The 21,729-nt window shown below is 72.8% G+C and carries 23 protein-coding genes and 1 pseudogene; 10 read left to right on the forward strand and 14 right to left on the reverse strand.

All coding sequences use genetic code 11. The annotated features are described in order from the left end of the window. Nucleotides 1–58 precede the first annotated feature (58 nt). The 3 genes from AB0H84_RS39000 to AB0H84_RS39010 all read right to left on the reverse strand — a co-directional run bounded on the left by AB0H84_RS39000 (nucleotide 59) and on the right by AB0H84_RS39010 (nucleotide 2,709). The gene (locus tag AB0H84_RS39000) at nucleotides 59–1,459 is read right to left on the reverse strand and encodes an FAD-binding oxidoreductase (protein WP_357616219.1); all 1,401 of its coding nucleotides are present in this window, start codon (nucleotides 1,457–1,459) and stop codon (nucleotides 59–61) included. A 17-nt stretch (nucleotides 1,460–1,476) separates the two neighbouring features. Continuing rightward, a complete protein-coding gene (locus AB0H84_RS39005) occupies nucleotides 1,477–1,743 on the reverse strand; it encodes a hypothetical protein (protein ID WP_357616222.1) in 267 nt (88 codons plus the stop codon). 69 nt (nucleotides 1,744–1,812) lie between these two features. Further along, nucleotides 1,813–2,709: a hypothetical protein gene (locus AB0H84_RS39010; RefSeq protein WP_357616225.1), complete on the reverse strand. Its 897-nt coding sequence runs from the start codon at nucleotides 2,707–2,709 to the stop codon at nucleotides 1,813–1,815. 245 nt (nucleotides 2,710–2,954) lie between these two features. Between AB0H84_RS39010 and AB0H84_RS39015 the strand changes: the two genes are divergently transcribed. Beyond that, the gene (locus AB0H84_RS39015) at nucleotides 2,955–4,649 is read left to right on the forward strand and encodes an exo-alpha-sialidase (RefSeq protein ID WP_357616228.1); all 1,695 of its coding nucleotides are present in this window, start codon (nucleotides 2,955–2,957) and stop codon (nucleotides 4,647–4,649) included. On the opposite strand, the gene AB0H84_RS39020 is transcribed toward AB0H84_RS39015, so the two are convergent. Together AB0H84_RS39020 and fxlM are read right to left on the reverse strand one after the other, a co-directional pair. Beyond that, a complete protein-coding gene (locus tag AB0H84_RS39020) occupies nucleotides 4,640–5,278 on the reverse strand; it encodes a DUF4142 domain-containing protein (protein ID WP_357616231.1) in 639 nt (212 codons plus the stop codon). The two genes, AB0H84_RS39015 and AB0H84_RS39020, sit on opposite strands and share 10 nt — an antisense overlap. Before the next feature lie 90 nt (nucleotides 5,279–5,368). Further along, nucleotides 5,369–6,541 carry a methyltransferase, FxLD system gene (gene fxlM, locus AB0H84_RS39025; RefSeq protein WP_357616234.1) on the reverse strand — a complete coding sequence of 391 codons (1,173 nt, stop codon included), beginning with the start codon at nucleotides 6,539–6,541 and terminating at the stop codon, nucleotides 5,369–5,371. Between the two features lie 123 nt (nucleotides 6,542–6,664). Here fxlM and AB0H84_RS39030 point away from each other — a divergent pair, with 123 nt between their 5' ends. After that, entirely contained in the window at nucleotides 6,665–6,952 is a 288-nt protein-coding gene (locus AB0H84_RS39030) for a Fe-S cluster assembly protein HesB (protein WP_357616237.1), read from the forward strand. A 45-nt stretch (nucleotides 6,953–6,997) separates the two neighbouring features. On the opposite strand, the gene AB0H84_RS39035 is transcribed toward AB0H84_RS39030, so the two are convergent. Then, nucleotides 6,998–7,978 (reverse strand): acetylxylan esterase, encoded by a 981-nt coding sequence (locus AB0H84_RS39035; RefSeq protein ID WP_357616240.1) that lies wholly within the window; start codon nucleotides 7,976–7,978, stop codon nucleotides 6,998–7,000. Nucleotides 7,979–8,080: 102 nt separating this feature from the next. Here AB0H84_RS39035 and AB0H84_RS39040 point away from each other — a divergent pair, with 102 nt between their 5' ends. Beyond that, the gene (locus AB0H84_RS39040) at nucleotides 8,081–8,353 is read left to right on the forward strand and encodes a hypothetical protein (protein WP_357616243.1); all 273 of its coding nucleotides are present in this window, start codon (nucleotides 8,081–8,083) and stop codon (nucleotides 8,351–8,353) included. A 25-nt stretch (nucleotides 8,354–8,378) separates the two neighbouring features. Further along, complete coding sequence (locus AB0H84_RS39045; protein ID WP_357616246.1) at nucleotides 8,379–9,602, forward strand: alpha/beta hydrolase; 1,224 nt, start codon at nucleotides 8,379–8,381, stop codon at nucleotides 9,600–9,602. A 15-nt stretch (nucleotides 9,603–9,617) separates the two neighbouring features. Here the strand turns inward: AB0H84_RS39045 and AB0H84_RS39050 are convergent, their stop codons facing one another. Beyond that, the gene (locus tag AB0H84_RS39050; RefSeq protein WP_357616249.1) at nucleotides 9,618–13,670 is read right to left on the reverse strand and encodes a hypothetical protein; all 4,053 of its coding nucleotides are present in this window, start codon (nucleotides 13,668–13,670) and stop codon (nucleotides 9,618–9,620) included. A 169-nt stretch (nucleotides 13,671–13,839) separates the two neighbouring features. Between AB0H84_RS39050 and AB0H84_RS39055 the strand changes: the two genes are divergently transcribed. Both AB0H84_RS39055 and AB0H84_RS39060 read left to right on the forward strand, forming a co-directional pair. Beyond that, nucleotides 13,840–14,841: a MerR family transcriptional regulator gene (locus tag AB0H84_RS39055; protein WP_357616252.1), complete on the forward strand. Its 1,002-nt coding sequence runs from the start codon at nucleotides 13,840–13,842 to the stop codon at nucleotides 14,839–14,841. A gap of 67 nt (nucleotides 14,842–14,908) precedes the next feature. Further along, nucleotides 14,909–15,472 carry a type II toxin-antitoxin system prevent-host-death family antitoxin gene (locus AB0H84_RS39060; protein WP_357616255.1) on the forward strand — a complete coding sequence of 188 codons (564 nt, stop codon included), beginning with the start codon at nucleotides 14,909–14,911 and terminating at the stop codon, nucleotides 15,470–15,472. Here the strand turns inward: AB0H84_RS39060 and AB0H84_RS39065 are convergent. Continuing rightward, nucleotides 15,430–15,618 (reverse strand): DUF1918 domain-containing protein, encoded by a 189-nt coding sequence (locus AB0H84_RS39065; RefSeq protein WP_357616258.1) that lies wholly within the window; start codon nucleotides 15,616–15,618, stop codon nucleotides 15,430–15,432. The genes AB0H84_RS39060 and AB0H84_RS39065 overlap by 43 nt on opposite strands. A 111-nt stretch (nucleotides 15,619–15,729) precedes the next feature. Here AB0H84_RS39065 and AB0H84_RS39070 point away from each other — a divergent pair, with 111 nt between their 5' ends. Continuing rightward, entirely contained in the window at nucleotides 15,730–16,743 is a 1,014-nt protein-coding gene (locus tag AB0H84_RS39070; protein WP_357616261.1) for an alcohol dehydrogenase catalytic domain-containing protein, read from the forward strand. A 25-nt stretch (nucleotides 16,744–16,768) separates the two neighbouring features. Here AB0H84_RS39070 and AB0H84_RS39075 read toward each other — a convergent pair whose 3' ends face one another. Next, a complete protein-coding gene (locus AB0H84_RS39075) occupies nucleotides 16,769–17,602 on the reverse strand; it encodes an aldo/keto reductase (protein WP_357616264.1) in 834 nt (277 codons plus the stop codon). A gap of 10 nt (nucleotides 17,603–17,612) precedes the next feature. Beyond that, nucleotides 17,613–18,437 (reverse strand): MurR/RpiR family transcriptional regulator, encoded by an 825-nt coding sequence (locus AB0H84_RS39080; protein ID WP_357616267.1) that lies wholly within the window; start codon nucleotides 18,435–18,437, stop codon nucleotides 17,613–17,615. Nucleotides 18,438–18,521: 84 nt separating this feature from the next. Here AB0H84_RS39080 and AB0H84_RS39085 point away from each other — a divergent pair, with 84 nt between their 5' ends. Together AB0H84_RS39085 and AB0H84_RS39090 are read left to right on the forward strand one after the other, a co-directional pair. Next, on the forward strand, nucleotides 18,522–19,058 hold the full coding sequence (locus tag AB0H84_RS39085) for a GNAT family N-acetyltransferase (protein WP_357616270.1): 537 nt from the start codon (nucleotides 18,522–18,524) through the stop codon (nucleotides 19,056–19,058). 43 nt (nucleotides 19,059–19,101) lie between these two features. Continuing rightward, nucleotides 19,102–19,863 (forward strand): SDR family oxidoreductase, encoded by a 762-nt coding sequence (locus AB0H84_RS39090; protein WP_357616273.1) that lies wholly within the window; start codon nucleotides 19,102–19,104, stop codon nucleotides 19,861–19,863. Nucleotides 19,864–19,927: 64 nt separating this feature from the next. Here AB0H84_RS39090 and AB0H84_RS39095 read toward each other — a convergent pair whose 3' ends face one another. From AB0H84_RS39095 to AB0H84_RS39105, 3 genes are all read right to left on the reverse strand, one after another. Further along, nucleotides 19,928–20,362, reverse strand: a complete 435-nt coding sequence (locus tag AB0H84_RS39095; protein WP_357616276.1) for an SRPBCC domain-containing protein — start codon at nucleotides 20,360–20,362, stop codon at nucleotides 19,928–19,930. A 90-nt stretch (nucleotides 20,363–20,452) separates the two neighbouring features. Further along, complete coding sequence (locus tag AB0H84_RS39100) at nucleotides 20,453–20,857, reverse strand: carboxylesterase family protein (protein ID WP_357616291.1); 405 nt, start codon at nucleotides 20,855–20,857, stop codon at nucleotides 20,453–20,455. Between the two features lie 23 nt (nucleotides 20,858–20,880). Beyond that, nucleotides 20,881–21,240, reverse strand: a complete 360-nt coding sequence (locus AB0H84_RS39105) for a hypothetical protein (RefSeq protein ID WP_357616296.1) — start codon at nucleotides 21,238–21,240, stop codon at nucleotides 20,881–20,883. Between the two features lie 127 nt (nucleotides 21,241–21,367). On the opposite strand from AB0H84_RS39105, the gene AB0H84_RS39110 reads away from it, so the two are divergent. Continuing rightward, nucleotides 21,368–21,607 (forward strand): hypothetical protein, encoded by a 240-nt coding sequence (locus AB0H84_RS39110; protein WP_357616299.1) that lies wholly within the window; start codon nucleotides 21,368–21,370, stop codon nucleotides 21,605–21,607. Between the two features lie 37 nt (nucleotides 21,608–21,644). Here the strand turns inward: AB0H84_RS39110 and AB0H84_RS39115 are convergent. After that, nucleotides 21,645–21,729, reverse strand: a pseudogene (locus AB0H84_RS39115) (IS5/IS1182 family transposase); the annotation flags it as partial.

Consider the following 21,729-nt stretch of genomic DNA (forward strand, 5'->3'; position numbering starts at 1 on the left):
ATGGTCTCCGCCGACCGGCACTCTCCGGCTGTGCGACCGGCGGAGCACAACAGGTCAGTCAGGCGCCGTAACGGCCGGGCGAGAGCAGGCCGTCCGGGTCGAGAGCGGTCTTGAGCCGGTGCAGCATGCCGAGGCCGGCGGTGCTGGTCTCCGACCACACGTCGGCCGCGGCGTGGTCGATGTCGGAGCGGTAGATGGCGCATCCGTTGCCGCGCAGCAGGCAGTTGCCGTCGTTGCGGAGCTGGTGGGCGCGGTAGGGGGCGTCCGGCGCGGTCCGGTCGAAGAAGATCTGGATGACGCCGTTGGCCATGTGCTTGCTGACGAGGTTCCACTCGACCATGAGGGCGGTGCTGTGCGCGTCGACGGCCGTCTGGAGCGCGGCCATGAGGTGGTCGGTCCTTCGCGCGTGCATGGGCATGAGCGGCAGCAGCGCCAGGAAGCCCATGTCGCCGTCGTCGATCTGGTCGCAGGAGGTGACGCCGAGCGCGTTGCGCACGCCCTGGCAGGTGGGGATGCCCTGCGCCATGAGCGCCCTCGGGTAGAGCGGGTCGTCGAGGTCCACCTCGGCCGCGTTGACCACGCGCAGCGCCTCGGCGCCCTCGACCTCGACGAGCGCCTTGCGGAGCAGTTCCTCGGCCAGCTCCACGGTGGCGGCGCTGCCCATGAGCGGCCCCATGATGGTGAACAGGCTCGGGTCGACCCCCTTGGGCAGCGTCCAGTCGCCGCCGGCGGGCGTGAGCGACAGCTCGCGCACACGCATGAGCCCGTCGGCGGGGTTGCCGCGGCGCAGGAAGCCGGTCATCGCGCCGACCGCCGTCCCGGCCTGGTCGCGGTGGAAGCGGCCGTGCACGAAGGCGATGGTCTGCGGGCGCGGCACCAGGGCGACGGCCATGGCGGTGACGATGCCCAGGTTGTGCTGGACGAACGCGGGCGTCAGGTCGGGCCCGGCGACCCGGCCGTGGTAGCGCCCGGCCGGGTCGAGCCCGCCGGTGGTGACCACGCTGCCGTCGGCGAGCACGGCCTCGATCCCGGCCGTGTCGTGGACGCGCGAGCGGATGCAGCCGTCGCCGCGGTCGAGCGCGTTACCGACGACGGAGGTGTCGGCGCAGGAGGCGGTGACGTTCAGCATCCACGGCGTGTCGCGCAGCACCTCGGCGAGCTGCGCCTGCGTGACGCCCGGCTCGATGACCGCGTAGCCGGCCTCAAGGTCGAGGCTGCGGATGCGGTTCATGCCGCTCAGGTCGACGACCACGTTGTCGTCGGTGACCGGCACGGCCGAGCCCATGCCCCAGTTCCTGCCGGTGCTGATCGGGTAGAGGCGGCTCCCGGACGCTGCGGCCTGCCGTACGAGCGCGCGTACCTCGTCGAGGCTGCGCGGCGTCTCGATGCCCGCCACCGCCCGCGGGTGGTGTCCCCCGACGTCGTGCGACCTCAGCTCCAGTCGCTCTAATTCCTGCATGACTCTCCTCTTTCGGCTCACGCGGTGTGCTGGAGCAGGTCGTCGATGGAACCGATGGCCTGGTTGGACATCTCCCTGATGCCGAGCAGCCGCTGCTCGACGAAAACGTCGGGCACGTCGGGCACGTCGGGGCCCGGGGCGGCGTCGGGAAGATCGAGGGTTCCGCGCGGCGCCGCCTGCACGGGGACCTCGTGCAGGCCGTAGGGGTGCCGTCGGGCTCTGACAGTGTCGGTGTCTCGGGTGTCACGCCTGGTTCTTGCGGGCAGGTGCGGGGGGGTTCGCATGGCGGGGGCTCTCCTACCGGACTCGGACGGGGTTTTCCGGGCGATCGCTCGCCGTTGAGCGGATCTGGTTCAGCGCGCGCCCTCCGTGTGGTCGAGGTGCTCGACCAGCGGATCAACGGCCGCGGGGGTGGCCCGCGGCACGCCGTGGTTGATGACGCTCGCGGCGATGCGGCGCTCCGCCAGCCCCATGTGGGGACGGCCGGCGGTGCCACCGGAGCTCGGCCGGGCGCCGGCCGAGCCACGGATCATGGAGCTGGCATGCACCCATCGGCGCGACTCTGCCAGCACGTCCCGCTGCGCGCGGGACAGGTCTGAGTGCCGGGCGTACTGCTCGCACACGGCCCGCGCCAGCACCCGTGCCATGACGAGGTGCTCCTCGCAGGCGGCCGCGAGCTTCGACTCCAGGCCGATGACCTGGGCGAGGAGCAGCTGCAGGTGGGCCAGGCCCGAGCTGCGCTCGAACCCGTCGAGCTCGGCCAGCCGCTCGGGCCAGCGCAGCCGCCGCTCGATCGAGGCGCACACGGCCGCCACGACCTGCGTGGCGGGCTGGTCCGGGGACTGGCCGTCGAGCTGCACGGCCCGCTGCGCGGTCGTCTCGAAGTCGGTCAGCCTGCGCAGCCCGCTCTGGAGCAGGCGTACGCGGTTGTGCAGGCAGGCGGCGCTCCATCCGAGGACCAGCAGGCGGTCCGCGTCGGCCTCGCAGTGCCAGCCGACCAGGGCCACCTCGCGGGCCATGCGGTGGTGGAGCACCCAGGACTCCTGCGCGCCCACCGGCACCGGCGTGTCGATCCACACCTGCAGGCCGCCCGGGGGCACCTCGTCGACGCCGACGTCCACGCCGTCGGGCGCCACCCTGGCGCAGATCCGCTGCACCACCCGCTGCTGGGCGGCTGTCTCCGGCGCCAGGGGCACCGGGCCCGGCAGCACTCGCTCGGGGGCCACTCTCGCCCTGGGCTCGATGCTCATCTGGGGCCACCTCCTGACCCGCGGCCTTCGGCGGGCCTACGTAAATTGACACTTAATAGTGCCGTCCCGATAGTCGTCACAGGGCGCTTTTCTGTCAACTGGTACTTAACCAAGACGGCATGGGTCCCCGGGCGGCCCCTGGCAGCGCCCGGTGGACCGGCGACTTCCCGCCGATGAATACCGAGTTACGGAGCGTCGATCATCTAGAGTCCCGTTAGCGCGGCAAGACGGGGAGGAACGGGACCGTGCCAGTGGCAAGATCCATGGTCGTGGCCCTGTCGATGGCCGCGACGACGCCCACGTGGTCGGGCGTGGCGCGGACCGAGGCCGATTACTGCCGGCTACCGGATCACTCCGCCACGAGCGGGGCTAACCCGATCGATACTGCTTCCTCACTCGGCTGGATTCACCCCCTCCCTCCGCCCGCCGACCGGGAGCCGACGGAGTCCGAACGGCTCGACTTCGCGGGCTTCCCCAACGTGTCGGCAGTTGACGTCGTGGGGCCCGACGGCGCTCCCCGCCAGAAGGTGATCACGACCTTCACCACGAACGTGGACGAGGTCGTCACCCTCACCAACGCGGCGGCGCTCTCCGGCGACGGCGGCCTGACGTTCGGCCCCGCGAGCCGGACGCCGCTGCGCGAGGCGCCCGTCGAGCTGCTCGACGGGCGCTCCTTCGCCACCGAGTACTACCTGCGGCGGACCGGCCCGCACACGGCCCGGCTGGGCGTGCTCACCTCCAGGTCGCCGGACGACCAGGAGAGCTGGGAGCGCTCGGAGTCGACGCTGTTCACGCCCGGCGACCTGCTGCCGGGCGGGGCCGCGCACGGGGTGCCGATCCAGCTCGCCGACGGCACGATCCTGATCACGGTGTACGCCCGGTACCGCGACACGGGGACGTACCAGGCCGAGCTGTACGCCAGCCGGGACGGCGCGCGCACCTTCGAGCGGCGCGGGGTGATCGCGGGGCCTTCGGACGGGTTCGTCTACAACGAGGCGGCCGTCGAGCAGACGATGGACGGCAGCCTGCTGGCGGTGCTGCGCCGGGACGGGGGCCCGTACTCCACGCTGCACCAGAGCCGGTCCACCGACGGCGGCCGCACCTGGTCGCCGGCCGGCGAGCTGCGCTTCAGCGGGCAGGACTGCGTGGTGCGCGGCGTGGCCCCGCGGCTGCTGCTCACCCCCGGCGGCGTCCTGGTGCTCAGCGCCGGGCGCCCGGACAACTGGCTGGCCGTCTCCCCCGACGGGCTCGGCGACGAATGGCTCTGGCCGCAGGTGACGTACCACAACCGCGACGGGATCTGGGACAAGCACGGCTCGTCCGGCTACACCGGGATCGCGGCACTGGGCCCGCACAAGCTGATCCAGGTGTTCGACAACTGCAAGCTGCCCGGAGCGCGGCCCGACGGGCCGCTGAACGAGACGGCCTGCCCGGCGCACGGGCGGTTCGAGAACGGCGGCTGGTACGCGATCAAGCGCAGGCTGTTCACGATCGCGGGGCCCGCCCCGGGCCTGCTGGACCTGGCCGCCATGCGCCGGCGCGGGGCGCTCGGCGTCGAGACCACCATGCGCTGGACCGGCCGCCCCAGGTCGCGCCCCGGCGCGGCCTTCGACGGCGGCACCGGCTACTGGTCGAGCGCCGTCGCCCCCGGCCGCGGCCGGTACGTGCTGCACCTGGACCGGGAGTACCGGCTCACCCGCATCGGCCTCAGCCTGCGTCCGGGGCACGCGGCCGGCGCCCGCGTGTACGTCTCCAGGGACGGCCGCTCATGGGGCCGCCCGATCGTCACGATCAGCGACAGGACGGACTACGCGCTCCGCTACTCGGAGATCGCCGCGACCGGCCGCCACGTCAAGATCGTCACCGACCCGACCTCCGGCTGCGAGCCGGAGATCGGCCGGTCGTGCAGCATGCTCAACGAGGTCGAGCTCTACTCGTGACCCGTGGGCGTCATCGGCGACACGGGCGTCTCCGTCCCGGGGGACGGAGACAGCGACGGTGACGGCGACGCGCCGCCGCCCTCGGCCTGCCGCAGCACGGCCAGGTGCTTCTCCAGCGTCGGCAGGGCGGTCCTGGCCAGCGCCACCACGGCCGGCGACGACCCGCGGGCGATCTCCGTCTGGGTGGCGGCGATCGCCTGCGTGTGCGCGTTGGTCATGATGGCGAGGAACTCCTGGTCGAAGCCCTTGCGCGTGGCCTCACGCAGCCGCACCACGTCGGCACGCTGATCGGCGGTCGGGGACTCGGGCAGTTTGATGCCCAGCTGCGTGGCCGCCTTGGTGACCTTGGTGTCGAACTCGGTGTGGTCCTTGACGATCAGCTTGCCGATCGCCCTGATCTGCTTCGTGCCGCCCTTGCCCGCGCCGAGCTGCCCCAGCTGCATCTCGGCCAGGTTGCCCTCGTGGATGCCCCGCATCCAGGCCCTGTCCTGCTCGGAGGGCTGCGAGGGTGAGGGTGAGGGTGAGGGTGAGGAGTCGGTATGCGGCGCCAGGCCCGCGGTGTCCGTCGGCGCGCCGGAGCACCCTCCGAGGGCGGCGACGGCCACGGCTGCCAGCAACAGAGTGCGCATGAGCTTTTCCTATGACATAGCGATACGATTATGTCACAGAGCGTAATCACCGTCATGGCCGGCCCGCGGCATTCCGGTTATCCTGGCGCGTCAGGCGTCCGTGAAGCTCAGCACCAGCGTGGTGTGCCGCTTGCGGATGACCGTCCCGCCGCCCGCCCTCCCGGCGTGGCCCGGGTACGCCGCCACGCGGAGATCGCGCATGTCCGGGCGGCCGGCCTCGTCCCACGCCCGGACGTGCCCGGCCAGCTCGGCCGCCAGCCCGGCGCCACCGGGCCCGTGCCCCTGCGCCGCCACCCCGTCGCCGGTGGCCGCCCGGCCGCGGGCCACGTGCGAGCCCTCGGCGGCGAGCAGGGCGATGCCGTCGCCCTCGACGAGGCCGACGCTCATGCCGTAGCCATGGCCCAGCTTCCCGCTGAGCGCGCACCACCGGGGCTCGTGCAACGCCAGCCAGAGCGAGAAGCTCGCGATGTGGGCCGGTCCCACCTCCGGCACGGCGATCTCGGCGGGCGGCGCCTCCAGCGCGGCCTGCACGTCGCCGACGTCGCGCCGCTCGGGCAGCGCCAGCAGCAGGTCGGGATCACGGCGCAGCACCACGACCGCCTCCGGTCCGGCGAACGGCCCGCGCATCCGCATGAACCCGCAGGGCGCGACGGACCGGCCGGCCCAGTGGTCGCCGGAGCGCTCGAAGGCCACGGACGCCTGCACGCCGCGCAGGTCGAGCGGCGCCACCAGCCGCCCGCCGGCGCCCAGCTGCTCCAGCCAGGCCGGCGCCAGGTCCCACACGCCGACCGTGGCGATCAGGCGGTCGTACGGGGCCGCCGCGGCGTGCCCCTGGGCGCCGTCGGCGCACACCGCCTCCACCCGCGACGCCCCGGCGGCGGCCAGGTTCAGCCTGGCCTGGGCGACGACGTCCGCGTCGAGGTCCACGCTCACCACGTGCCCGTCCGGCCCCACGAGGTGGGCGAGCAGCGCCGCGTTGTAGCCGGTGCCCGTGCCGATCTCCAGCACCCGCTGCCCTGGCTCGACGCCGAGCTGGTCGAGCATCGTGGCCATGATCGCGGGCTGGGAGGACGAGCTGGTCGGCAGGCCCGCGTCGTCGCGCTTGGTGACGATGGCCTCGTCGCGGTAGGCGTCCTCGGGGGCGACGCCCGGCAGGAAGAGGTGACGCGGCACCGCCAGCAGCGCGCCGGCCACGCGCCCGCTGATCTCCTGGCGCTCCCGCAGCCGCTCCACCAGGGCCCGCCGCTGCTCCGAGAAGTCCATGGCCCTCATTGTCCACGCGGCTCGCGCGGAATTCTTGGTAAAGAACAAGTCAAGAAGGGTTGGGTGCGGGATCAGGGGGAAGGGCAGGCAATTCCTGAACGTCGACTCAGAGGAGGAGCCGTAGTGCTCACCCTGACAGCCAACGCAGCCCAGGCGATTCGCGACCTGACCGCGGCCACGCCCGAGCCCTCCCAGAGCGGGATCCGCATCTCGTCTCAGGGGGAGGGCGCGAGCGCGCTCACCCTGACGCTGGCCACCGCGCCGGAGCCGGCGGACGCGGTGGTCGAGACCGAGGGGGCGCGGGTCTATCTCGACCCGGTCGCGGCCAGCGTGCTGGACGACAAGTCTCTTGACGCCGGAGCCGATGACCAGGGGAGCGTGTCGTTCCTGGTCAAGGAGCAGTCGGCTTGAGCCGGGCGCCCGCCGTGCCGGCGCGCGGCACGGCGGGCGTACCCGTCAGTCCTCGCCGAGCAGCTTGTGCAGGTAGCGCAGCTGCTCCTCGGACTGGTACCCACCGCCGCCCTCGTGGCCGTTCCACGGCCACACGGTGATCTCCTTCGGGCCCTGCCAGTGGTTGTACGCGGCGAACACCGTGGAGGGCGGGCAGATGTCGTCCATCAGCGCCACGGAGTAGAGCGCGGGCACCTGGCCGCGCGCGGCGAAGTTGACGCCGTCGAAGTACGACAGCGTGCGGAACACCTGCTCGGCGCTGTCTCTGCGGGTGGACAGGAACCGGACCAGCTCCTGGTACGGGTCCTTGCCGGTGATCTCGACGGCCCGGCGGAAGTGGGTCAGGAACGGCACGTCGATGAGCGCCGCCTTGACCGACGGGTGCAGCGCGGCCGTCGCCTGGGCGATGCCGCCACCCTGGCTGCCGCCCGAGACGACGACGCGGCTCGCGTCGACCGACGGATGCTCGAGCGCGGCGTCCACGGCCCTGACGGCGTCGGTGAAGACCCGCCGGTAGTAGTAGTCGTCCGGGTCGAGGATGCCCCGGGTCATCATGCCCGGCGCCTGCGGCGTCGCGCCGCCGTGCGGGTCTCCCGTCATGCCAGGGGCGCCGGGGTTCACGCCGCCGTGGCCGCGCGTCTCCATCACGAACACCGCGTACCCCGCGGCCGGCCAGAACAGGTGGTCCTTGGGGAACCCGCGCCCGCCGCTGTAGCCGATGTAGTGCATCACGCACGGCACCGGAGCCTGCACGCCACGCGGCACCAGGAACCACCCGTTGATCCGGTGCCCGCCCCAGCCCGCGTAGGAGACGTCGAACACGTCCACGGAGGCGAAGGGCAGGTCGTACGGGACGTACTCCGCGTCCAGGTCGAGCTCCCTGGCCTCGCTCAAGGTGCGTGACCAGAACGCGTCGAAGTCGGCAGGCTCGTCGCGATCGGGCAGGTAGCCGCGGAGTTGCTCAAGCGGCAGGTCGAACAGTGGCACGGAATCTCCAGCCTGTAGAGGGATGCTGATACTTCACCACATCGTGCCTGGAAAGCGCTATCCCAAGCTCTGAGGGCGTCTCGGCGGGGTAGGGAGATCAAGGTGAGCATCTACGTCATCGAGGTCCCCGACTCCCACCTCCGTCCCGGCCTGTGGCTCGAGCTCCCCGCGGGCACCGACGACTTCCTGGTGCAGTTCAGCGCCGACACCGAGTCCCGCGCCCGATTGCTGCTCGACGACACGGGCCGGCCGGTGCTCAGGATGGGCGGCTACATGACGGCCACCGGCGCGGTCGTCGACGAGGCCGTGTGGACCGTGAGCGAGAGCATTCGCGACGGCGACCGCGTCCGCCTGCGCATCGGCCACACGCTGTAGGAGCGGAGTCCACTAACGTCCCCTTATGGCTTATTTCGCCAGGCTGGCCGGGCGGGCGGTCGCGGGTGCCGGAGTGCTGGCGCTCTCGCCCGTCCTGGGGCTGGCCGCGCTGGCGGGGATGGCGATGGTGGGCGCGGAGCCGGCGGCGTTCGCGGTGACGGGGCTGGCGGCGTTCGCGTCCGTCTTCTTCCTGGGGCTGCTGCTGTGCGTGCCGAGGCCGAGGGCGGCGTGGGGGCGGTGGCTGCGGGCCGCGCTGATCCTCGGCGTGGAGACGGTGGTGGTGTGGCACGTGAGCGTGGCCACCTTGCGCCCGCCCGCCGCCCCCGCTCCCCTGGCGCCGGTGGCCGGGCAGCGGGAGTGGCGGCTGCCGACCGGCTCGGAGCTGGCGTACGTACGGCTCGCGCCCAAGCACGTCACCCGGCCGGACCCCGTGATCTTCCTGCACGGCGGCCCCGGGGTGGCGGACCTGGCGGCGTCCGCCGCGTTCTTCCGGAAGCTGACGGCGGACGGCTACCAGGTGTACGTCTACGACCAGCTCGGCGCCGGGCGCTCGGCGCGGCTGCCGGACCCGCGCGGGTACGGGCTGACCCGCGACGTGGCGGACCTCGAGGCCATCCGCGAGGCCGTGGGCGCCAGGCGGCTGAACCTGATCGCCCAGGACTACGGAGCCCGGCTCGCGTCCGCCTACCTGACCGCCCACCCGGACCGCGTGGCCAGGGCGGTCCTCGCCTCGCCCGCGTGGGAGGAGCGCAAGCGGCGGCCGGGCGGCACGGTCGAGGAGGCGGCGGTGTTCGCCCGGGACGGCACGCCCGACCCGCGCCTGCTCGCCGTCTCCACGCTGCTGCGGGTGGAGCCCCTGGCGGCGCACGCGTTCGCGGGCGATCGGGAGCTGGACGGCTACCTCGGCCTCGTCCGCCGGGGCGCCGCGCATCCGTGCCCCGCCGCCGCGACGGGCGGCACCGGAGGTTACGTCGGCCTGGCCGCGCCGTCCGCGCCCGGCGCGCAGCGGCCGAGCCTGACCGAGGTGACCGCGCCCGTGCTGATCGTCAAGGCGGCCTGCGACGAGCAGAGCTGGGCCTCGGCCACGGAGTACCGGCGGGCGCTGCCCTCTTCCACCTTCGCCTACCTCGGCGGCGGCACGTACCGGGGCGAGGAGTATCTCGGGCTGCTGCGCGCGTTCCTGGCCGGCCGCGAGATGCGCGCGTACGAGGGCGACGCCCCGCCCGCGGACTACCGCGGCCCCCGCTGAGGGGCGGGGGCGCGGTCAGCGGGACTCGGGGCCGCGGCCGGGGCAGGCGCCGGCCTTGGCGCCCGCGACCTTCCACTCCGCCCCGGGGAACGGGCTCATGAAGTGGGTCAGCAGGTCCACCGCGTAGTCGGGCACCTGGCCCCCGGGATCCAGCAGCGACACCATCTGGGGCCCGTCCGCGCCGCGCAGCGTGATGGAGTCGCCGTCTCCCCCGGCGGCGAAGCCCGGCTTGGCGTCCACCGTCACGCACGCCAGGCTGACCCCCGCCGCCTTGATCTCCTGCCTGGCCCCGATCCGCCGCATCCGCTGGTCGTAGCGGCGCAGCGCGAGCGTGCCGGTGGGCGCCAGCCGTACCGCGTCGTGGAAGACGTCGCTGCCGACGTCCCTGCTCAGCCGGACGTCCAGGGACACGTCGGGCCGCAGGTCCACGCCCTTGGCGGCGATCTTCGCCTGGCCGTAGTTGCCCTCGAAGCCGGGCGCGACGTACCCCAGCGCCGGGGCGGCCTTCAGGCCGAACGGGATCTTCCCGGGGCGGATGCGGAGCCACGACACCCGCTGCAGCTCCAGCGACAGGTCCTTGACCGAGCTCGCCCCGAGCCCGAACTTCCCCCCGAGGTGGTAGGTGAGGAAGCCCGTCGTGTACGGGACCTCCTTGCTCACGGCGATCCGCTGCGGCGCGACCGCGTCGACGCGGAGCCCCACGTGCACCGTGATACGGCCCGTGGGGGCGGGTCGCGAGACCAGGTCGAGCGACTGGTCGGGGTTGAGCCGGATCGTGGTGTCGGCGGCCAGGTCCTTCACCGAGAACGACACGTCCCCGAGCCGCCCCTGCGGGTCCACGAGGCCGCCCTCGACGCCGAGGTGGCCGTCGAGGGTGCTGACGTTCGACTTGTACGTGAGCGCCGGCACGCTCAGCCCGGCGGCGGAGGCGTCGGCGTCCACCCCGAACACGGCCGGCACGTCCGAGAACCGCAGCTCCCCGCTGCCCTTGCCGGCCAGGGTGACCTGGGCCTCGAGGCGCTTGACGGCCGCGGAGTTGTTGACGCGGATGCGGGTCCTGGCGCCGTACGTGCCCTGGACGGACACCGAGGCGGGCACGGGGTCGATCGCCACGTGGCCGCGCAGGTCCCCCGACTCGGCCCGCACGTCGAGCGCGCCGAGCGTGGCGGGCGGCTCGATGCGGTACGCGGCCTGCACGACGTTGCCCTGGGCCGGTTGACCGGCGACGCCGAACGGCCCCACCGACATGCTGGTGATCGTGGCGGGCAGCCCGGTCAGGGTGGCTCTGACCTTGACCGGCACGGGCGACAGGACGCTGCTGGCCAGGTAGACGCCGAGGCTCTTGCGCCGCGGGCTGAAGCCGGAGAACGCGAACGTCCTGCCCGTCATGTCCACCGTCACCTGGTCGGGCAGCCCGGTCACGTCCAGGTAGCCCTGCAGGCCGAAGCAGCCGCGATCCGGCGTGCAGAACGGGCCCTGCGCGCAGCCCGGCGATCCGGCCGCGCAGCCGCCGTCCACCAGGGACACCCCGCCGGGCACGGCGGGGGCGGCACGCATGCGGTCGAGCGCCGCCGCCTTGCCGAGCCAGGCGCGGGCGCGCACGTCCAGCCGGGAGCCGGCGTACGTGAGCTTGCCGCCGTCGGCGGTGACGGCCAGGCGGCCGGGCACGGGCCCGAGCGTGCCGATCAGCCCGAAGCGCGTGTCGCCCTGCGTGACGTCCGTGTCCACGGCGAGCGTCTGCCTGGCCGAGCGGAAGTCGGCGGTGAAGCCCTTCTCCGCCGGGCCGAACGCGACCTGCTTCAGCCCCTTCACCAGCACGCTGGCGTCCAGGTTGCCGGTGGCCTGGCTGTAGTGCGCGGAAAGGTGCGGCCCCGTGGGCGACGTGGCGCCGTCGTGGTTGGTGAAGGCCAGCTCCGCCGATCCGACCGGTCCAGACAGGCCGCGGAAGCGGTACGAGGCCGGGTCCCACGAGGCGTCGAAGCGGGCCGGGACGCCGCTCACCTCGGCGGCGGCCCTGACGTACCGGTCGCCGACCTTCGCCCTGGCCAGGGCGGAGACCTTGCCGACCGGGTGGTCCGCGGTCCAGGTGAGCGTCCTGGCGTTCGTGTCGGCGACCAGCTCGACGTCCCCGCGCACGCCCTGGACGGCCGCCTCCAGATCCTCCCCGGAGGGGGACGTCACGTACGCCTTGCTCGCGTAGAACCGGACCTCATCGATCGTGGAGGGCGTCGCCACCTTCACGGTCGAGCGCCCGCCCAGCTCCCATGACGCCTTGACGTCGTCGTGCACGCCCATGACGGTTCCGTCGATCGTCGGGCCCGACTTCCGGTCGGCGTAGGCGGCGCGGAGCTTCCTGATCACGCCGCTGGCCTGGTAGACGGCCTTCCTGCGGGCGGGGTCGAGGGTGACGTCCACGGTGGCGGGCGTGTTGGAGATCTCCAGCCGGGCCAGCCGGGTGCCGTCGATGCTGGCCGCGCCCAGGAACGACCGCCCGCTGGAGCCCACCTCCAGGCGGGCGTGCGGCACGGCCCCGTACGTGATGTCGAACCCGGACAGCTTCGACAGCAGCCCGGACACCCCCAGCGCGGAACCCTTCTTGATCATGGTGACGTGGCCGCCGCGCGGGCTGGAGATGGCACCCTCGTTCCGCTGCAGCACCACGGCGAACCTGCCGATGGGCGAGCTGGTCGTGTGCGTGACGCGGTGCTCGGCCAGGTCGTTGACCAGGCGGACCTTGGCCGGCAGGTGGCTCAGCTCGGCCTTCACGACGGTCTTGTCCGCGGCGCGGTCGTAGTAGAGCAGCGTGCCGCCCCCGGCCCGGCCCTTGCGGGAGTCGACGGTCAGGGTCTGCTTGCCGTCCGCGGCGCCGTACTCGGCGGTCAGGGACGGCGGCACCCTCGTGAGCTCGGCGCTCAGCACCCTGGCGAGCTTGCCGTCGCGGTAGGTGTAGCTGTGCACCTGGGCGCGGGCGATCGAGGACGGGCCGGTGAAGCCGATCCGGCCGTCCGTCAGCCGCACCTCGGCGCGGGAGGGCATCCGGTCGAGCACCGCCTCCGTGAACTGGCGGCCGGTCACCGCCACCGCCTCCAGCCTGGCGGGGCCGGAGGCGTCGACGTCCAGGGAGGGCGGGTCGAGCGCGGCGGTCACGGCGAGCTTCGCGGTGGCGGGCGTCTGCCGCAGGCTCACCGCGCTGCGGCCGGTCAGCCCCGCGATCATCGTCGCGGACCGACCCGGCTCGGTGCGCTTGAGGCTGGCCTTGACCTGCTTGCCCGCCAGGTCCACGGTGAAGTTGCCCCAGTCGAAGGCCGACAGCGACGAGCCGCGCCGCAGGCCGTCGAATCCGACCGACACCTTGCCGTCGTACTCCGCCCAGACCTGCGCCTTGAGGCTGCTCCGCGACAGCCGCTTGACCGCGAAGCCCAGCCCGACGGAGCCCTCGGTCGGGTCCGCGGTGGGCAGCAGGTCGGCCGCCAGGTCGGGCCTGCCGTCGCCGGTGACGTCGGCGGCCACCGGCGTGGCTACGGGCTGCGAGACGGTGCAGGAGACCGGCACCGCCTCGCTCTCGACGCAGAGCCGGTACGTCAGCCCCGGCAGGACCTTGCCCAGCCCGTCGAACGCCTTGACCACGGCCGCCAGCGGCTTGATCAGCGTCAGCGTCTCGGCGTGCGAGGTGTCGGGCAGCACGTTGCGCACGGCGGGCGCCTGCCTGCCGAGGCCCCGCTTCTCCTGGATGGAGGCGGCCTCGTCGGTGATCTCGTCGATCAGTTGCGGCCCCGCCGGCGTGGTGACCTCGGGCTCGGCCGGCCCCACCCGCCCGCTCCCCGCCCCGTTGCCCGCCCCGTTGCCCGCCCCGTTGCCCGCCGGCCGGAGCGCCGGCGAGGGCCGCGTGGGGACGCTGACCGCGGCGGCCGGCGGCTCCTCCACGGCGGGCACGGGCTGGATCCCCGTCAGGGGCTGCGGCTGGGTCTGAGCTCGGGCGCTCGGTGGCACGGCCACCAGGAGCGTGACGGTCGCCATGGACGCTGCGATGAACACGGAAGCGAGCACGCGCGGGAGGGCGTGCGGCATGAAACGTTCTCCCCCGGATCGGTGAACTTCACCCCATCAGAAACATAGGTCACGATGCGACCACATTCCCTCACTGGTAGTCAAACCTGCCTCGACATGGGACCCCAATTTTCAGGACTTATCCGGATGCGGTGGACTCTCCACTTAGGGGAGGCAGGAAGGTGAGGGCATGGCGCACTACTCGATCGGCGAGCTGGCCCGGCGTACCGGGCTGACCGTCAAGACCATCCGGTTCTACTCCGATCAGGGGATCGTGCCGCCTGCCGACCGCAGCCCCGCCGGCTACCGCCGCTACGACGCCGACGCCGTCGCACGCCTGGAGCTCGTACGGACACTGCGCGACCTCGGGATCGACCTGCCCACGATCCGGCGGGTCGTGGAGCGGGAGGCCTCGCTCCCCGAGGTCGCCGCGGCCCACGCCGAGGCGCTGGCCGTACAGATCCGCACGCTCGGCCTGCGGCGCGCGGTGCTCGCGGCGGTGGCCAGGCGCGGCTCCAGCCCTGAGGAGATGGATCTCATGCACAGACTGGCCCGGCTCTCCGCGGACGAGCGCCGCCGCCTCGTCGCCGACTTCCTGGACGCCGCCTTCGACGGCCTGGACTCCGTCCCGGGGTTCGCCGGGATCATGCGCTCGATGACGCCCGAGCTGCCCGACGACCCTTCACCGGAGCAGCTGGAGGCGTGGGTGGAGCTGGCGGAGCTGGCGCAGGACCCGGCCTTCCGCGCCCGCCTCCGCCGCACGGCCGAACACCACGCCACCGAACACCACGCCACCGGACACCCCATCGCCGGGCACCCCACCGCTGGACACCCCACCGCTGGACACCCCACCGCTGGACACCCCGCAGCCCCGCCACGGCCTGACGCCGCCGCGCTGGCCCGCGACCACGCCCGTCCCGCCCTGGCGGCGGGCATCGACCCGGCCTCGCCCGAGGCCGATCGGGTGGTGGCGGCGGTCGCGACCCGGTACGCCCGCGACCGCGGCCTGCCCGACTCCCCCGAGCACCGGCGACGGCTGCTGACCCGGCTGGAGAGCGCGAACGACCCGCGCAGGGAGCGCTACCTCGAGCTCCTGGCGGTGGTCAACGGCTGGCCCGCGCCCGAGAGCCTGTCCCCCGCCCTCGACTGGTTCACCGCGGCCCTGCGCACCCGGCTCCCGAGCGCGTGCTGACGACCGTCCCGCGGCCAAATCGTAAGGCGGCTTGCGGAATTTTTGTAAGACGCCTTACGATCTTCGGATGATCCACCCCGACCGCCCCCCGTACGACGAGCTGGAGTCCCGCTACGGCGCCCCGCTCGGTGTCGAGGACGCCCGCGCCCAATGGGGCGCCCTCGTGCGCGGCGCCAGGAGCGGACACACCACCCTCATCACCCGCGAGCGCTGGGAGTGGGCCGCGCTGGTCCCGCTGTCGGAGGTGCCGGGGATGCTGAGCGGCCTGCCCGTGGTGTCGCTGTCGACGGCGCGCGGCAAGCTCGGGGAGCTCGTACGGCAGGTCGCCCAGCCGTACGACGAGATGCCCGTGCTGCTGTCCCGCCATCGCACCCCGGTCGCCGCCCTGGTCGCCGCCCGCCGGCTGCTCGACAGGCCGGCCCCGCGACGCCGCGCGGACCCCGACGAGCTCCTGCGCGCCGGCCACACGATCACCCTGGCCCTCGATCCCTGGGACCGGATCACCGCCACCGCCCGCGACGCGAACGGCAACGAGATCGCCACCGGCTCGGCCGCCGGCGCGGCCGGGGCGCTCAGGTCGCTCGACTTTCAGGGCCCGGCCGGCTGCACCACCGCGTCGGGTCCCGGATAGACGAGCTCCTCGTGCCCGTCGTCGAACCGGACGAAGAACGGCGGCGCCCCGTTATCGCCCCGGACCTCGATGATCTGGCCCTTCCTGTCCCCCTGGCCGACGACGTGACCATGGACGATCAGGGTGTCACCGACGCTCGCGTGCATGATGGGTTCCTCTCGGTTGGACTGCGGCAACGTTGAGGTTCCTTCCCACCTTGCACCAGGCAGGCCGCCCGGGAAAGACATGCCTTTCCCATATGCCCTAGCGTTGCCGCCATGCGTGCCTTCGTCATCACAGGTCCGGGACGCGCGGAGGTCCAGGAGGTCGAGCCTCCCGCACCGCTCGAGGGCGAGGTGGTGGTCGAGGTCGAGCGGGCCGGGGTGTGCGGCACGGACATGGAGTTCTACTCGGGCGCGATGACGTACCTGCACACGGGCGAGGCGCGCTATCCCGTACGGATCGGCCACGAATGGGCGGGGATCGTGCGCGAGGTCGGCGACGGCGTGGATCCCGCCTGGCTGGGCCGCCGCGTCACCGGCGACACGATGCTCGGGTGCGGGCGGTGCGCGCGCTGCGGGGCGGGCAGGCAGCATCTGTGCGCCGACCGGTACGAGATCGGCATCCGCCATGGCCGCCCCGGCGCGCTGGCCGAACGCCTCCCGGTGCCGGCCTGGGCGCTCCAGCCCTTGCCCGACACGGTGGATCCCACGCTGGGCGCGCTGGTGGAGCCGGGCGGGAACGCGCTGCGGGCCGTACGCGCCGGCGCACTGGAGCCCGGCGAACGCCTGCTGGTCATCGGCCCTGGCACGATCGGCCTGCTGGCGGCCCTGATCGCGGCGGCGCAGGGCGTGGAGGTCCACCTCCTGGGCCTCACGGAGCACTCGCTGGACTTCGCCCGTTCGCTGGGCTTCCCCCACACCTGGACGGCCCCTCCCCCGGGACCGTTCGACGCGGTGATCGACGCGTCGAACGGCCCCGGCTCGCCCGCGCTCGCCGTGGAGCTCGTCGAGCCGGGACGGCACGTGGTCTTCATCGGGCTGTCGGCGGACCCCAGCCCGGCCGACACGCGGCGACTCGTGCTCAAGGACGTCACGGCGGTCGGGGTCCTCAGCGCGTCCGGCGGCCTCGCGGGGACCACCGAGCTGTACGCGTCCGGCCAGGTCGATCCCCGGCCTTTGGTCGCGGCCACCGTCTCGCTGGACGAGGCGGCCATGGTCCTGGCCGGGAAACGGCGCCCGGAATGGGGCACCGCCCCGAAGATCCACATCGATCCCCGCCTCCGCCGGTAGCCTCGGCCGGTCGCAGCCGTCCGCGCTACGGCCGGTCCAGAGCGGCCAGGTCGTCCGGGGTGAGGTCGATGGCGGCCGCGTCCAGGTTCTCCTCCAGGTGGGCGAGCGCGCCCGTGCCCGGCGTGGGCAGGATGACCGGCGAATGGTGCAGCAGCCACGCCAGCGCCACCTGACCGGCGGTGGCCCCGTGCCGCCGCGCCACCTCCGGCAGGTCGGCACGGGCCAGCGCCCCGTTGCCCAACGGGAACCACGGCAGGAACGCCAGCCCTCGCTCCTCGCACGCCCGCAGCACCGGCGCGGACTCGCGATCCAGCAGGTTGAAGCGGTTCTGCACCGAGGCGATCTCCGTGATCTCCAGCGCCCGCTCCAGCTCCTCCAGGGTGACCGTGTCGAGGCCGATGTGCCGGATCTTGCCCTCCTGGCGCAGCTCGGCCAGCGTGCCGAGCTGGTCGGCCAGCGGCACGGCGGGGTCGATGCGGTGGAGCTGGTAGAGGTGGATGGTCTCCGCCTTGAGCCGGCGCAGGCTGGCCTCGCACATGGCCCGCAGCCGCTCGGGCCGACCATCGACGTGCCAGACGTCGGGCCCGGTACGCACGACGCCGCCCTTGGTCGCCACCACCAGGTCGTCCGGGTACGGGTGCAGCGCCCGCGCCACCAGCTCCTCGGCGATGTCCGGCCCGTAGTTGTCGGCCGTGTCGATGAGCGTCACCCCGCGCTCTACGGCGCGGCGCAGCACGGCCACGGCCTCATCGGGCTCGAGGCGCGGCCCCCAGTAGCCGGGCCCGGTGAGCATGCCGGTCCCGTACCCGAGCCGCTGGACCCGCAGCTCGCCCGCGATGGTGAAACTCTGGCTGATCAATGCCGCCCCTTCAGTAGCTGTGGCTCGCCGTGACTTCGGCTGAGGCCGAGACCGCCCGGTCGGCCGCGCCGCCGCGCAGCGCGAGCACGATCATGGAGAGCGTGTCGACGATCGTGAGGTGGGCGAGGCGGCTGGCGACCGCCTCCATCCCGAAGACGAGGTCCTGCCCGCCGCCGACCAGCACCCACGTGCTCTCCTCGGTCAGCGGCGAGCTGGCGTAGCTGGTGACGGCCACGACCCGCGCCCCGGCGGCGCGGGCCCGCCGGGCGGTCTCGACGGTGGAGCGGGTGGCGCCGCTGTGGCTGATCGCCAGGCAGACGGCCTGGTCCGGCAGCAGCTCGGCGGCCAGGTGCGCGGTGAGCGGGTCGGGCGGCAGGTCCACGGGCAGGCCGAGGGCCCGTAGCCGGTAGGCGGCGTCGGTGGCGGTCGCCCCGGACAGGCCGGTGGCGGCGAGCAGCACCCGGGAGGCCCCGCTGAGCGCTTCGGCCGCGGCCCTCAGATCGGCGCGTGACAGCGTGGCGCTCAGCCCGCCGAGCGCCTCCCGCGCCGCGCGGACGGTCGCGGCCAGCGGGTCGAGGTCGTCCGGGGGCTCGGCGCCGACGGGGGCCTCGCGGGCGGCGGCGATCTTGAGCTCCTGGTAACCGCCGAACCCGAGCCGCCGGCACGAGCGCACCACGGTGGACGCCGACGTGCCCGCGAGCGCCGCCACGTCGCTCACGCTCAGATGGACGAGCCGGACGCCCTGGTCGAGCACCACCCGCGCGACCCGCGCCTCGGCGTCGTGCAACGCCGAGAGCCTGGCCCGCACGGTGGCGGTCACGGAATTCTGTTCCACGGCGCTAGAGTAACAGAGAACGAAATTCCGTACTGCCGGAAAAACCTGTCGAGCCGCCGCCACGGGATGTCTAGCGTTTCGAGGGTGGACATCTTCCTGGAGACCGAGCGGCTGATCCTGCGCCGCTTCACCGAGTCGGACGCCGACGACCTCTTCGCGCTCGACAACGACCCCGAGGTCATGGAGTTCATCAACGGCGGCAGGCCCACGCCGCGCGAGGAGATCGTCGAGGAGACGCTGCCCTGGTTCATCACGCACGACTTCTTCGCCGTCGTCGAGAAGCCGTCGGGAGCGTTCCTCGGCTGGTTCCACCTGCGGCCGCGCAAGGAAGAGCCGGACGACGAGCCGGAGCTGGGCTACCGGCTGCACAAGTCCGCCTGGGGCAAGGGGTACGCGACCGAGGGCTCGCTCGCGCTGATCGACAAGGCGTTCCGCGAGCGCGGCGCGCGCCGCGTGTACGCCCAGACGATGGCCGTGAACGTACGGTCCCGGCGGGTCATGGAGAAGTGCGGGCTGCGGCACACCCGGACGTTCCACCCGGAGTGGGACGACCCCCTGCCGGGCGCCGAGGAGGGCGAGGTGGAGTACGAGCTGACGCGCGCCGACTGGGAGAGCCGCTGACCTAACCTGGTGCACTGGTCGGACCAGTCGCTAGGGTTCCTCCATGGGATATGACGCACTGTTCCGCCTGGACGGGCGGAAGGCCGTGGTGATCGGGGCAGGCAGCGGGATCGGCAGGGAGGCGGCGCTGGCGCTGGCCGCCCACGGGGCCTCGGTGGTGTGCGCCGACCGCGACCTGCCCTCGGCCGAGGCGACCGCGGCCGCGTGCGGCGGGGCCGCCCGGCTGCTCGACGTGCTGGACGCCGCGGAGGTGCGCAGGGCGGCCGAGGAGGAGCCCGCCGACGTGCTGGTTTTCACGGCCGCCACGAACGTCCGCAAGCGGCTGCTCGACTACTCCGGCGAGGAGTTCGACCGGGTGGTGGGCCTGAACCTGCGGGCCTCCTTCGACGTGGTACGGGCGTTCGGGGCGGGCATGGTCGAGCGGGGGCGCGGCTCGATCATCGGGTTCGCGTCGATCCGCGCGTCCGTGACCGAGCCCGGTCAAAGCGTCTACTCGGCCACCAAGGCGGGCCTCGTGCAGCTGCTGCGCACGGCCGCTGCCGAGTTCGGCCCGCACGGGGTGCGGGTCAACGCCATCGCGCCCGGCGTCGTGGAGACGCCGCTGACCAGGCAGATCAAGGAGAACCCCGGCTGGTACGACGCGTACGCCGCCAAGAGCGCGCTCGGCCGGTGGGCAACGGCGGAGGAGATGGCCGGGGCGGTGGTCTACCTGGCGGGTGACGCGGCGAGCTTCGTGACCGGCTCCGTCCTGTACGTGGACGGCGGCTGGACCGCCGTGGACGGCCGCTTCGACCCGCCCAACTGATCCGCCGCCGCCATTCCCCAGAGCAGGGCGGACGAGCCCGGACCGGCGAGGGGCCAGGCCCTCGTCAGACCCGGGACGATTCCACGTGCCTCTTCAACGCCTCGTTCAGACGCGCGAAGTTCCGCTCGGTGCCGGCGATCATCTTGCCGAGGAAGGGCACGAGGATGCCTTTGAAGGTCTCACTCTGGACCAGGCGCGTTCCGCCGTTCGTCGCGGTCAGGACGAACTCATGGGTGCCGTCGAAGAGGCCGGGCACGATGAAATGCCCGATCCAGCGGAGCCGGCTGCCTGCCTCGGCCGCCAGCACCTTGGGACGGAACGTCATCGGCTTCCCGTCCTCCGGATGCATGCGCAGGGTCAGGGTGCTGCCCACCGTGGCCTGTCCTGAGCCCTCCTGGATGAAGGGGTTCCACGTCTTGTATCCGGCGAAGTCGACGAGCACGTCCCAGACCTGGTCAGGTGTCGCGTGGATCTCGATTGACGTGCTGATGTGCCGCATGCGGGGCTCCCGTTCTATAGCAATGCCACGCAAACTCTACTTATAAGGATCAAGCGGGCCCTTCAGGGTTTTCTGGGCACAACTGCGCCGTCAGGACCAGAGGCCGCAGTGGTGGGCGACTTTCATGTTGACTGGGCGTACCGCATCCGGAGCGAGGTTGAGCGCACTGTCGGCGGCGTTGAGCCGGGGCCAGGCCGGGTCGCCCGCCCCGTTGGGGTCGCCGGTGCGCACGAACGGCGTCCAGTAGCCGACGAGCTGGTCGGCCAGGCGCCGCTGGTCGGCGGTGAGTTTCGGAGCGTCGGGGAAGTCGAACAGGTAGAAGGTCTCGGCTCCGTGCGCGGTGGCGGGGCGGACGTGGGCGGGAAGGGGCTGTCCGCTGGGGGTGGGCGCGGACGGGTCGGTGAAGACGTAGGCGTAGGTGGGCGCCTTTCTGGCGTGCTCGCGGCCGGCCTTCCACGAGGGGCAGATCCAGCCGCTGTCGCTGACCTCAGCTATTCAGCCGGGGCGGTAGCTGTGCTCTAGAACATGAAAAAGGTGCCCCTGAACTGCAAGGATTCGGGCGTCGAAGCCATATTCGCTGCAGAAGCAGGTGCACCTTTCCGGTGAGTGAGCGTATCGGGTGGGACCGCCGGTTGTCTGTCACCGCCGACGGAAAAGGGCTGGTCGGTCACGCCGGCGCGGTCCTGCTGCCTCCACCTGGAAGGGCTGAACACCGCCCGCCGCACGGGCGCTACCTGGTCGGCTGGATGATCACCGACCTCGACGAACAGGCCATCGCCCGGCTGCCCGCCAGCACCTGGCAAGAGTCCATCACCCAAAACGGCGACCTGCAGCCCGGCTACCACGTGGCCGAACTCACCGGCCTCAACCAGCGCCACGGCTGGCCCGCGGGGATGCGACTGGTGCGCCGGGTCCGCCCCTCGGCCTGGCACCGCAAGAACCTCACCGCGCTCGAACTGCGGACCGGCCCGAAGTCACTCGATCATCGCCACCAACATCGGCCGTATGTGGGACATCGCCGGCTCCCACCACCCGCAATGGCTGGACGCCCCGGCCCGCGCCCACGCCGTGGTCGAAGACCGGGTCCGCGCCGAACCCGACACCATGCGCTACCGGCTCTACCACCTGCCCGCCCGCCTGACCACCCACGCCCGCCGCCACCTGCGCATCGACCGCACCTGGCCCCGGGCCCAAGCATTCGCCCTGGCCTGGCAGCGCCTCACCGACCTGCCCGCTCTCGCCTGAGAGCCGGACCCCACCGCGACGATTCAGTGAGCATTTTTCATCCTGAGTAGCGGCCTTCTTCCACGAACTGCAGCACAAGGATCGCCTGTACGAGCGCGGTCGCTCGATGCGGGCAACAGCGC

Source organism: Nonomuraea sp. NPDC050786 (genome assembly GCF_040654115.1).
GTDB lineage: Bacteria > Actinomycetota > Actinomycetes > Streptosporangiales > Streptosporangiaceae > Nonomuraea.